Origin of the sequence: Rhodococcus sp. MEB064, from assembly GCF_000834565.1 — a bacterium.
Lineage (GTDB): Bacteria > Actinomycetota > Actinomycetes > Mycobacteriales > Mycobacteriaceae > Rhodococcoides.
The window spans coordinates 1-11489 of the sequence record NZ_JXQS01000012.1 but is presented as its reverse complement, the minus strand read 5'-3'; the positions used below and the strand labels follow the sequence as shown (position 1 = coordinate 11489).

Below are 11489 nucleotides of genomic sequence, written 5' to 3'. Positions count from 1 at the left end.
CATAGCGTGAGTGCTGCCCGAATCACCGTTGCCACCTGGAACGTCGAATGGGCCACGACTCGCGGCCGGCGGGGTGCAGAGGTTCGGAATCGTCTGGAGGGAACGGCGGCAGACATCTTTGTTGTGACGGAGGGGCGCCAAGACCTTCTTCCTGGCGACGGGTACACCCTCGATGCCGGTGGCGACTGGGGATACGCGATCGAACCGGCCCGTCGCAAGGTCCTGGTGTACTCCCGGCAGCCACTCGCAGAGGTGCGTCGGATCGATAGTGGAGGCGGTGCGGGACGTGTGGTGACCGCGCTGACCGAGACCCCTATCGGTCCGGTCAGGTTGCTCGCGGTGTGCATACCCTGGTCTCGCGCCCACGTGAGCACTGGTCGCCGCGATGCCGCTGCGTGGTCCGAACACCTCGAATGCCTGGACCAGATCGAGGATGTGATCGGCACCTTCGATGTATCTGTGCCAGTCATCGTTGCCGGGGATTTCAACCAGAAGATCCCGCGAGCCAAGCAACCGATTCGGGTAGCCGACCGTCTCACCGAAGTCATGGAACGGTGGACGTGCCATACCGCCGGCAGCACTGATGACGGTCAGCTGATCGACCACATCGCTTCGGATCTCGACTGCGTCGACGTTCGCACGTGGCCGGGAACGATGGGCGACCTGCGTCTGAGCGATCACTCCGGCGTCGTATGTGAGCTCATACCGCGCTGACGTCAGGGCCGCGCCAACAGAGTGGCGCCGATACCGACTCCTTGTGAGCGCACAGCGTGATCAGGACCCGGGGTGTCCCTCGTGCGCGGGACACCTCGACCGGTCTTCAGCCGGACCGATGGGCTGCCAGGCGGTCAACAACGTGGACTGCTGTCTCGAGCCAGATGCCCAGCAGCCGTGCGGTCGATCGAGTAGTCCGTTCTTCTCTTGCCTTGGCTATAGAGGTCGGTGCGCGGCCTTGCTGGCATACGGACTCACCCTGTCGGGTGGCTCGGATAGCCTGACGGCGACTCAGGAGGTCTTTGATGGCGACGAACGATGTCGTAGTTCCCGTGTGGTCGTTGGCGACGCAGCCGACATCGAACGCATTGATGGCAAGCGAGGGAAGTTTGACGTCCGCTCGGTTGACTGAATTGCGCACGGTTCTGGCCTCGATGGCGGACTCGCCGGTGGCGACTCTCGAAGCGCATGACGTGCCTAAAGGTGTGGATCGTACGGGCGGGATGCGCTTGATCAGCACCAGTCCGCTAGCGACTCAACTGGCGCAGCTTGTCAAAAGCACTCCCAAGGTGACGTCCGAGGTCGGGGGGGAAACGTTGTATCGCATGACCGTTCCGGCCAAGGTCGCGAGCCAGATGGGCAGCGGACTCGTCAAGCCGATGGTGTCCAAAGTGGGAGGCGTCCACAGTGCACTTGTGGGTCGTTCCGGAATTGTTGCGCACGCGTCCTACGTTCCAGTGGCCGGCGGCGCAGTCGGAGGCTCGGCTGCCACGGCAGGCGTTGCAGTCGGAGCAGCGGGAGCGATGACTGTTGCTGCCCCGTTAGTCCTTATGGCCGTCGCCGCCGGATTGAGTGTGCAAGCTGAGAGGAAGCGCGCCGAAACTCTCGAGAAGATCACGAACCTGCTCGAGAAATTGGTTGATGATGAACTGTCTCGCGAACGTAACGCGTTGAACGCCTGCGTCGACGCTATCGAGAAAGCCACCGCGATTCTCCTGGATCACGGCAGAGTCGGCGCATCGATCGGTCTTGATTCGGCGTCTTATGCCATCAGCACAGCGATGACCACTGCCGAATCCCGACTAACTCGGTGGCAGAACGTGCTTTCTGAGCGTGCGGGGCGTCGAATCGAGCTCGGCCCGCTCAAGGCTTCGTTCAAGGGGATCGATGAGGAAGGAGGAGAGTTCCGCCTGCACTTGGAGATTGCTGCACTCGCTATCGCCTTGAAGAAGCGAATCATCATCCTGCAGGCGGTCGAGCATGCGCAGATGAACGAGGGCAATGTGTTCGAGAACTTCACGCAGGCGCTGAGGTCTGATCTGACTCGCGTCTCGAAACTCGAAAGCGGAATACGGGATCTGCTGTCCAATCTTTCCTCACTTGAACTCGATCGTTCACACGGTGTGCGTGATGTGGTATTCAGGGCAAGCGAAGTCGACAAACTCCTTGATGCTGCGTACCGCGTTCGTGCACTCGGCGTCGGACTGGAGACCGGAGATGAGCTCTCCGACGTAGCAGTCGAGATCGTGCAGGAGTCCGACGGCTCGGTGGTTGTATTTCCCGCGCATGCGGCATAGCAACGTCATGCAATGTGACGAGACAAGGTAGGAGTCGATCGTGGGATGGAACCCGTTCGACAGACGCTCTGCAGACCAACGAACACTGGATGATGCGCTTGTCGGACTCGACAAGCCGAAGTGGTTGGGCAACAGCTATCCGTCACCACCCAAGTTGGTTAGCGATGCCCTCCTAGCGTGGAGATCAACTAGTCCTCCAGCGTCCGCCACCGATGATCCGGCTGTGAAACGCTTGAATCGGGTTCGGCACACGATCAATCGTGATCGGGGTGCTGCTCCTACGCACGCCGCTGACGTCAAAGAGCTGATCGCACTGAAGAGCACAGAGCGCGGAACTGCGGTGTATGCAGTTGTAGTCCTCGCTTCTTCGGTGCAGGAGCTTGACGCCTGGACGGCGGGTGAGGTCGAGCATCGCATCGTTCGCATCGACCTGACCGCAGAGGTGCAATCCGTCGCGGCCAGCGCCAGCAAGCTCGACGCCGCTTTCTCCAGGCTGGGGCCAGCGCCTCACGGACACCTCGCCCACGACAAGGAGGTACAGGCAATATACGAGGCGCGTAGGGCGGCCCTGCTCGATCGCCAGCAAGCGTTGTGTTCTCGACTCGTGGCCATGCGTCGCTATCTGGAGGGACTGATGGAAATCCAGCGAGAACTCGAGAAGATCCGCTGGATCGAGCGTCACGGCTCGCCTGATATTTCCGAACTGGTGGCACGGGAAGGTGACGAACTCGCTTTTCACAGTCTCACCGCTGCGCGAGACATGTTCGCCGCCAACACTGATCGGATCGGACATCAACTGTTGGAAGCTGCGGAAAAGTTGTCTCGCGATCGGTGAGCGATCAACAGAACCGATAAAACCATTGCTCATGGGGCATTATGAATCGCCGAGAGTTCGTTACGCGTCGTCGCTTTCGGTGCCGTAGGAAAGATCTGCCCACAAGCCTATAATCGCGTTGACAACTGCCGGCTCCCGATACGCCACCCCAAACTCCAAGCCGCGACCATGAAGATCCAAGGCAAGCCGGAGGTCGATCGACGTCCGCTCGTGGGCGGAGACGGGGGAGAGAAGGTAACGATAGACACGAGTGCCGTCCGGAGTGTGCTCGCCGTATGTGTAGACGAGCCAGCCAGGTTCCAGTACAACCGATGACGCTCTCAATCTGCCGCGTGGCGTGCCTCTGATGACCATCAGGTGAGCGTTCGATTCAGTTGTCGATGGTCGTGATAACGGAAATACGCTCTCGTGGGACCACACCATCTGCACTGTCAGCCCAGAGGTGCTGTCTTTGGCATACTGCCGCACTAATTCCTCACGAATCAGTAGCGCGGCTTCCGATGGCTGACCCGGGTTGCCGCTGAGAACGACTTGAATTGCGGTGGGTTTGCTCAGTGACATCATTCCGCTTCCGTGCTCCTGCGGTCGGGGCGATGCTCGTGCTTCCTACTCACCGTATGCGGTACAAGCATTGCACGGTCTTGATGCTTATTGTCAGCGTCCGCGCAATGCGGGATCGTATGGGAGATGCGAGCTTGCTCCGTTAGGTAGGGAACAAGGACGCTTCAGCTATCTCGATGCTGGGACTGTCCGTTATTTCGGAGATGGGAAGACGGTCGTAGGCCGAATCTTCATCGTGCCTCGAGCCGACTCGCGATCGTGGACTTCCACCCCCGATCCGCGGTGGCAGAAGTCCACGATTGATGCGCTACCGGATCATCACTGCGCAATGACGTCGAGGATCCACACGACGCCGAACTTGTCGACGAGCTTGCCGTACAGCGGTGAGAACCCGACCGGCCCGAGCGGCACCAACACTGTCGCCCCAGCGGACAAGCCCTCGAATGCTGCGGTGATCTCGTCCGCATCATGGCTTCGCAGCGCGCTGTAGAAGGCGTTTTCACCGGCGTTGTAGGGAAGCGAGTCCTGGATGTCGTACGCCATCACGCGGAACCCGCCGGGTGTACTGACCTCACCCCAGGCGATCTGCTCGGACTGGGTCGGTCCCTGGCCCGACTCTGTGTCGCCGTAGGGGAATGCGACCAGTTCGCCGCCGAAGACGGACTGGTAGAACTCCAACGCTTCACGTGCGTTGCCGCGAAGATTGATGTGCAGGGCGGTGATGACGGTCATCGAGACTCCTCGAGTAGTTCGGTCCGGCAGGCTTTGCCGACAGGAACGACGATCGCAGGGCAATAGGTCAGATCCTGACCGCTTCATCGCCCATACTCGACTCATGTCGGAACCGTCCTCACGCATGCTGACCCTGTTGTCGTTGCTCCAGGTTCGCCGCGAGTGGCCGGGCACGGAGCTGGCCGGGCGACTCGGTGTGAGCCCGAGGACCATCCGCCGCGACGTCGACCGGTTGCGCGTTCTTGGCTACAACGTCGCTGCGTTGCGCGGGTCGGACGGTGGCTACCGGCTGGACGGGGGCGAAGAGGTACCGCCCTTGCTACTCGACGACGACCAGGTGGTCGCACTGACACTCGCCCTGCAGGTCGTGCCGGCCCTGGGTGTCGACATCGCCGATGCCGCCGAGCGAGCACTGGCGACCCTTCGGACTGTCATGCCTACCCGCGTTCGCAACCGGGTCGACGCGCTGGCGCTCACTGCGCTGCCTGCGACCGGAGACCCGATCGATCCCGCGGTGCTGCGCACGGTCGGAGAGGCGGCGCGCAATAATGAGGTGATTCGCTTCGATTACGCATCTACGGAACATGATTCAGTGATCCCTCCGCGACGCGTGGAGCCGCACGGAGTAGTCGGAGCTGGAGGTCGCTGGTACGTCGTCGGGTGGGATCTCGACCGCGATGACTGGCGTGTGTTTCGAGTCGACCGCATGACACCGAAGATGCGAACGGGCGTGCGATTCACTCCGCGTCCGATCCCCGGCGGCTCGTCGGCCGAGCTGCTCCGTCGACGCTTCCGCGGCACGGTCTCGGGTGATTGGGCGTGCGAAGGGGAGGCGACGGTGCACCTTCCTGCGGCGGAGGTCGCTCCCTTTCTCGCCGACGGGACGGTCGAAGATCGCGGCGACGGTCGGTGTCGTGTCCGCACTGGCGCATGGTCGTGGACGGGTATCGCGGCATCGTTGGCGCGGTTCGACGCCGAGTTGGAGGACCTGCGTCCCCCGGAGCTTGTCGACGCGGTGCTGAGGGTCAGCGAGCGCTTGCGGCGGGCGGTGGCGAGTGGGTGACGGGCATACTCGACTCGAACGCGAACGGTCACCCGTTCGACACTGCTGCGAGGGACGGTCATGCCGACTATTGCTGTCACAGGTTCGAGCGGCTCGGTGGGAGGCGCTGTTGCAGCGCACCTCGCGGAAGCCGGCACACCACAACACTTGCTGGTTCGCGATCCCTCCAGAGCGCCGAAGCTGCCCGGTGCCACCGTGGGCACCAGTTCCTACGCTGACGCAGAGGCCGCCACGCAGGCCTTGGCAGGAATCGACGTGCTGTTCATGGTGTCCGGCGCCGAGAATGCGACACGGCTGGCGGATCACCGCACCTTCATCGATGCTGCGGTGCAGGCCGGAGTTCGGCACATCGTCTACACGTCGTTCTTCAGGGCGGCGCCGGACGCGACGTTCACTCTCGCGCGCGATCACTACTTCACCGAGCAGCACATCCGAGAAAGCGGGCTGGACCACACGTTCCTGCGCGACAACTTCTACAGCGACGTGATGGAACTGTTCGCCGGCGAGGACGGTGTCATCCGCGGTCCGGCAGGGGAGGGGCGAGTGTCCTTGGTGGCGCGTGCAGACGTAGCGCGAGTCGCGGCACGCGTTCTGACCGACCCTCAGCAGCACGTGAACAAGACCTTCGACCTGACGGGTCCGGAGGCACTGTCGATGCCCGAGGTCGCCGCGACCATTGCCGACGTTCGAGGTCGTGCGGTGTCGTTCCACGACGAGACCCTGGACGAGGCGTACGAGTCACGGTCTGTCTGGAACGCGCCGGATTGGCAGAACGATGCCTGGGTGTCGACGTACACGGCGATTGCCTCCGGCGAACTCAGCGCCGTGACCGACGACGTCGAGCGGGTGACAGGTCGGCGTGCGATGACGCTGCGAGAGGTTCTTCAGAACGGCTAGACCACCTATCCTGGGAGAGGTGTTCCTCCTCTTCGGCTTCGGCCTGAAACGCAGATCCCTCGGCGCGGGCCACACCCGCACCTGCCAGCGCTGCCACAACACCAGTCAGTGGGCTCGGATGCAGCAGTACAAGCAGTTCAGCGTCTTCTTCATCCCGCTCGCGCGCTGGAAGCGCACCGAGTTCGAGGAGTGTGGAATCTGCGGGGCGGCTGTGTACGCGTGATCTGTTGCCACACTGACGTTGTCGCCGGACCTCGTCAGTGACCCTGCGCGAACGTTGCCCTTGTAGACGTCTGCTCGATCGATGTCGCGCAAGTCGGCTCCGGTGGTCATCGTTCCCCTGGTTCTACGATGGCTCCGGCGCGGGTCACAAGCGTCAGATCGCACCCCAACGCGTCAGCGACGGCGTTGACCCCGTCGAGTTGAGGCGCGTCCTTGCCGCCCTCGATAGCTTGCACAGTCGAACGGCCGACTCCGGCCAGCAGAGCGAGCTCAGCTTGCGTCAGACCCAATTCGTGACGGCGTGTTGTGAAAGACCTGGCGAGATTGCTGACGTCGGTACGACGCGACTTTCGAGGAGGTGCCATGCGGGTTTCCAATGCTTGCCAGAGACAACTTAAGACCACGTTACCGCCGATGGCAACGATTGAACAGCCTTATGTCGTTTGCAGCAAGCTTAAGGATTGATGCGCGTAGAAGGCCAGTACGAATCCGGCTAAAGCATGCGTCAGCAGGCGTAGTTTGACCCGAGGTCCTCAGACAACCAGTCCCGCGCGGAACGCCATCAGCGCAGCCTCGACCCTGTTGGTGACCTGTAGCTTGTGATTGACCGCAGTCAGATGCGACTTGACCGTGGTCTCCGCCATGTAGAGCTGCCGTGCGATGTCGGCGTTCGTTGCCCCTGATGCCATGACCGACAACACTGTTCGTTCCTTGTCGGTCAGCGCCTCCAGCGTCACCGTTGGTCGTGGCGGCCGCGTAGTAGCCACGATCTTTCGGAGTGACTCTTCGGAGAACAGAGTGTTGCCGGCAGCGACGGCGCGGATCGACTGGTGGAACGTCTCGGGTGCCTCCGACTTGCTGAGGAAGCTGTGAGCGCCGGCCTCGATGGCCTGGACCACCAGATCGTCCACGTCCATCGCCGTCATCGCGACGACCTTCGGTGGGTGTGTCGATGCCATCAATGCTCGCGTGGCGTCGAGTCCGTCCACTCGGCGCATCTTCAGATCCATCAGGACGACGTCGGGCCGATGAGCGGCGACTGCGGCGGGTACCTCGTCACCGTCCGAGACCGATCCGACCACCACGATGTCCATGGTGGCGGCGAAGATGTCCGCGACGCCGCGACGAACGAATGCGTCGTCGTCCACGACGAGAACGGTGATGACCGCATCGGAGTCCATGATGGGTCGACCGTATCGGGTCGCGCCGACACGCCACAGCGGATAGGTGTTCTATGGAGTCGGACACGGGGTGCCGGACCGAACCGGCTGAGAACACACCCGTCGAACCTGACCAGGTCATGCTGGCGAAGGGATGTCGAGATGCGCACAGTGCCGCTGGCCGAACAGATCGTGCTCGTGACGGGCGGTGCTCGCGGACTGGGTGCTGCGATCACGCGTTCGTTCCTGCAGCAGGGTTCCCGCGTCGTGATCAACTACCACCGCAGTGCAGCCGCAGCCGAAGCTCTGGCATCCGAGTTCGGTCCTGACCGCGTTGTCGCGGTGCAGGCCGATGTCACGGACCGACACCAGGTCGACGCGCTGTTCGACAGGGCATGTGAACATTTCGGATCGACCGTCACCACCGTCGTCAACAACGCTCTGATCGACTTCTCGTTCAACGGCGACGACCGTGCCAAGGCCGACGAGATCGAGTGGTCGGCGTTCGACTCGCAGTTCCGTGGCAGCGTTGCCGGCGCTCTGCACACCACGCAGGCAGCTGTGCCCGGCATGCGGGAGGCGGGATTCGGGCGGATCATCACGATCGGCACCAACCTCGTGCAGAACCCCGTCGTTCCGTATCACGACTACACGGCGGCGAAGGCTGCCTTGTTGGCGCTGACGAGGACCTTCTCGGCGGACCTCGGACCTGACGGCATCACCGTCAACATGGTGTCCGGTGGTCTATTGCGGACCACGGACGCCAGCTCCGCGACCCCGCCTGCGGTGTTCGACATGATCGCCGAGAGCACCCCGCTGCGCCGAGTGACGACGCCGGCCGAATTTGCGGACGCCGTGCTGTTCTTCGCATCGCCGTGGTCGAGAGCGGTGACGGGGCAAAACCTGGTCGTCGACGGCGGACTGGTGAAGGACTGACGCGTCAGGAGTACCAGGGGAGCCAGGCCGTCACGATGAACTCTCCACCCGTGGCAGTCCAGCGCACCCACCCGCCGGCGTTGTGAGCTTGCTCCGCGAGACCGGCCAGTCCGGTTCGGGAACCCGGGCCTGGTTGCGCTGTCGTCGAGATGTGGTTGCGCACAGTCAGGCTGATGCCGTCGGTGTCCGCCCCACTCACCGTGATGTGGAGGGGGGAACTCGGGGCATGCTTCTGACTGTTGGTCAGAGCTTCCTGCACGATGCGATACGCGGTATGACTGGTCAGATCGCCGACCACACCGGGATGAATGTCCTGAACCAGCGTCACCCGACACCCGGCAGAACGCGCTGCGTCGACGAGGTCCCCGATTCCCGCGATGCTTCGCCGACCAGCATCCTCGCCGCCGGTATCGGACCCGCGGAGAACGCCGATGATGCGTTTGAGCTCGTCCAGGGACTCGTGAGCCGTGGACCGAATCAGTGCCGACGTGTTGGAGATCTTCTCCGGTCCGTCATTGCTCCCGACCTGTAAACCGCCCGCGAGCAACGATATTCGACTGAGCCCGGCGGCCAGGGTGTCGTGCATGTCGCGCGCGATGCGGGAGCGTTCCTGCTGTATCAGCATGTCCTCGTGCATGCGCTGCGACTGCGCGGTCGCCTGATCGCGGGACTGCACGGCCACCACGAGATCGGACTTCGTACGGCGAAGCTGAGAGAGCCCCAGAACGACGGCGACGAGGACTGCCGCGACGAGCCAGGGCAGCCACCATGGAAGCGACCACGTCGGCGGGGGAGTGCCCTCGACGTGCTTGACTCCGATCGTCAGGACCGAATAGTCGCGGCGGCGCCGTGCGTCGTACACGAGGGATATCGCGCAGGCCAGGTAGACCGCGACTGCAGCACCGGCGAGAGTGCGACCTCGAGCGAAGACGCCCACCGCGTAGAGAGCTATCAGCGCGGCCGTTGCGTCGGTGGCGAAGAAGAGGGGACCGACGACGGCCATCGCGAGGACGATCCACGGTTTGTCGTGTCGCCAGATCAACGCAATCGCGGCAGCCATGTTGAGGACGACGCCGAGCGCCACGTTCCATACCGGTGTTCCCGATGTGCCTGCGAGACCGGCAGCCATGAAGGTGCAGAACAAGCTGAGCGTCACTGCGCCGACGGTCCAGGCGCGACGCCGAACCGTAGCTGCAGTAGTGGTCACAGAGAAGACGGTACGGCCATGGTCCGACATGAGCCTCCGTTCTTCGGTCACGAAGGCCGACCGAAAGGAGGAGTGAGACCGGCCGAATCGACGAGGTGTCCGAGGGGGCACTGCGGTGTTCTTGGTGGGACGCACCGACCGGTGCCGGCACCACCGAAAGGACTCGCCATGACTCAGCCTCCCCAGAACCCGCACGCGCAGCCACAGCAGCCGCCGACCAAGAAGAACTGGTTCCTGCGGCACAAGATCCTCACGGCGATCGGCGCGATCGTTGTCATCGCAGTCGCCGTCAATCTGGCAAGCGGTGGACAGGACACGTCGACGAGCGGCACCACGTCCTCCTCGCAGGCCGCAACGGAGGGCAGAAGTGCGCCGGCCGAGGAGTCGGCACCGGGAATCGGTGCCGCGGTGAGGGACGGCAAGTTCGAGTTCACCGTGCAGAACGTCGAGCGTGGCGTCGCCAGTGTGGGGGATCAGTACACGTCGCAGACGCCGCAGGGCGAGTACGTGCTGGTCACCCTGAATGTCGCGAACATCGGCAACGAGCAGCAGCTGTTCGACACGTCGTCGCAGAAGCTGCTCGACGGGCAGGGGCGCGAGTACTCGACCGACACGCTCGCGACGGTGACCAACGATCCGAATCTCGGCTTCTCGCAGATCAATCCGGGCAACTCGCTCGTGGCGACACTCGTCTACGACGTGCCGGCGGGCACCGCACCGTCGGAGATCGAGCTTCACGACTCGCTGTTCTCGGGCGGCGTCACAGTCGCCGTCGCCTGATCTTCATTCATCCGTCCCACGTCAGGAGTTCCCATGCCAAATTCTTCCTTGTCCCTCGTTGCAGCTCTACTCGACCGTTCCGGTTCGATGTCGTCCATTGCCGACGACACCCGCGGAGGATTCGACACCTTCATCGACGCCGAGCGTGGTCACGACGGCACAACCGTCGTGACGCTGGCGCAGTTCGATGATCAGTACGCCATGGTCTACGACTCGACACCGATCGACCAGGTCCCTCCGCTGTACTTGGTGCCCCGCGGAATGACGGCCTTGTACGACGCGGTGGGGAAGTTCGTCACCGAGATCGGCTCGTCGCTTGCGGCCCTACCCGAGGAAGAACGGCCGGGATCGGTCACCGTGCTGGTGATGACCGACGGACAGGAGAACTCGAGCCGAGAGTGGTCGAACCAGGCGGTTCGCGAGCTGATCGAGCAGCAGGAATCGCAGTACGGGTGGGACTTCGTGTTCCTGGGAGCGAACATGGACGCGGTGGACACGGGTTCGCAGATGGGCTTCAAGGCCGACAAGTCGCTGACGTACGACGCCTCGTCGGTGGGCGTGAGCGCGGCATTCTCGGCGGTCGTGGACTACCAGGATCGGAAGCGGGCGCACGGGATGCAGCAGGTGGACGGGTTCTCGGAACGTGACCGGCGGCGGGCGGGGCGGTGAGCCTTCCCCGGCTAATGCTGGCAAGACGCCCATTCGACGTCGTTGACATTCCGACCTGTGGAAGGCTGGCGAAATGAATGAGTACGTTTACGGCGATGTCGCCGGCGAATTGATTTTCATCAAGTCTGACGCTGCC

The 11489-nt window shown here is 63.0% G+C and carries 13 protein-coding genes and 1 riboswitch; of the genes, 9 read left to right on the top strand and 4 right to left on the bottom strand.

What is annotated here, in order from left to right; translation table 11 throughout:
• Nucleotides 1-6 precede the first annotated feature (6 nt).
• The 3 genes from RU01_RS06700 (at nt 7) to RU01_RS06690 (ending at nt 3126) form a co-directional block, all read left to right on the top strand.
• Complete coding sequence (locus RU01_RS06700) at nt 7-714, top strand: endonuclease/exonuclease/phosphatase family protein (RefSeq protein ID WP_042573765.1); 708 nt, start codon at nt 7-9, stop codon at nt 712-714.
• Between the two features lie 305 nt (nt 715-1019).
• Nucleotides 1020-2291: a hypothetical protein gene (locus tag RU01_RS06695; protein ID WP_042573764.1), complete on the top strand. Its 1272-nt coding sequence runs from the start codon at nt 1020-1022 to the stop codon at nt 2289-2291.
• Nucleotides 2292-2514: 223 nt separating this feature from the next.
• The gene (locus tag RU01_RS06690) at nt 2515-3126 is read left to right on the top strand and encodes a hypothetical protein (RefSeq protein WP_231568620.1); all 612 of its coding nucleotides are present in this window, start codon (nt 2515-2517) and stop codon (nt 3124-3126) included.
• Nucleotides 3127-4005: 879 nt separating this feature from the next.
• Here the strand turns inward: RU01_RS06690 and RU01_RS06680 are convergent.
• The gene (locus RU01_RS06680) at nt 4006-4419 is read right to left on the bottom strand and encodes a VOC family protein (protein ID WP_042573761.1); all 414 of its coding nucleotides are present in this window, start codon (nt 4417-4419) and stop codon (nt 4006-4008) included.
• A gap of 103 nt (nt 4420-4522) precedes the next feature.
• Between RU01_RS06680 and RU01_RS06675 the strand changes: the two genes are divergently transcribed.
• The 3 genes from RU01_RS06675 to RU01_RS06665 are packed head-to-tail and all read left to right on the top strand — an operon-like array spanning nt 4523 to nt 6602.
• Nucleotides 4523-5482 (top strand): helix-turn-helix transcriptional regulator, encoded by a 960-nt coding sequence (locus RU01_RS06675; protein WP_042573760.1) that lies wholly within the window; start codon nt 4523-4525, stop codon nt 5480-5482.
• Nucleotides 5483-5542: 60 nt separating this feature from the next.
• Nucleotides 5543-6379, top strand: a complete 837-nt coding sequence (locus tag RU01_RS06670) for an SDR family oxidoreductase (RefSeq protein ID WP_156148821.1) — start codon at nt 5543-5545, stop codon at nt 6377-6379.
• A gap of 19 nt (nt 6380-6398) precedes the next feature.
• Entirely contained in the window at nt 6399-6602 is a 204-nt protein-coding gene (locus RU01_RS06665) for a zinc-ribbon domain-containing protein (protein WP_042573758.1), read from the top strand.
• Between the two features lie 106 nt (nt 6603-6708).
• Here the strand turns inward: RU01_RS06665 and RU01_RS22410 are convergent, their stop codons facing one another.
• Both RU01_RS22410 and RU01_RS06660 read right to left on the bottom strand, forming a co-directional pair.
• Nucleotides 6709-6966, bottom strand: a complete 258-nt coding sequence (locus RU01_RS22410) for a helix-turn-helix domain-containing protein (protein WP_082042946.1) — start codon at nt 6964-6966, stop codon at nt 6709-6711.
• A 168-nt stretch (nt 6967-7134) separates the two neighbouring features.
• Nucleotides 7135-7782, bottom strand: a complete 648-nt coding sequence (locus RU01_RS06660; protein WP_042573757.1) for a response regulator — start codon at nt 7780-7782, stop codon at nt 7135-7137.
• A 56-nt stretch (nt 7783-7838) separates the two neighbouring features.
• Nucleotides 7839-7933: riboswitch (TPP riboswitch) on the top strand.
• On the opposite strand from RU01_RS06660, the gene RU01_RS06655 reads away from it, so the two are divergent.
• Nucleotides 7933-8697, top strand: coding sequence for a 3-oxoacyl-ACP reductase (locus RU01_RS06655; protein ID WP_442970470.1), 765 nt, complete (start codon nt 7933-7935; stop codon nt 8695-8697). Its footprint overlaps the riboswitch before it by 1 nt.
• Nucleotides 8698-8701: 4 nt before the next feature.
• Here RU01_RS06655 and RU01_RS06650 read toward each other — a convergent pair whose 3' ends face one another.
• Nucleotides 8702-9904 (bottom strand): sensor histidine kinase, encoded by a 1203-nt coding sequence (locus RU01_RS06650; protein WP_231568619.1) that lies wholly within the window; start codon nt 9902-9904, stop codon nt 8702-8704.
• A 168-nt stretch (nt 9905-10072) separates the two neighbouring features.
• On the opposite strand from RU01_RS06650, the gene RU01_RS06645 reads away from it, so the two are divergent.
• On the top strand, nt 10073-10684 hold the full coding sequence (locus tag RU01_RS06645) for a DUF4352 domain-containing protein (RefSeq protein WP_042573754.1): 612 nt from the start codon (nt 10073-10075) through the stop codon (nt 10682-10684).
• Nucleotides 10685-10717: 33 nt separating this feature from the next.
• Nucleotides 10718-11353, top strand: a complete 636-nt coding sequence (locus RU01_RS06640) for a VWA domain-containing protein (protein WP_042573753.1) — start codon at nt 10718-10720, stop codon at nt 11351-11353.
• The last annotated feature ends 136 nt before the right edge of the window (nt 11354-11489 follow it).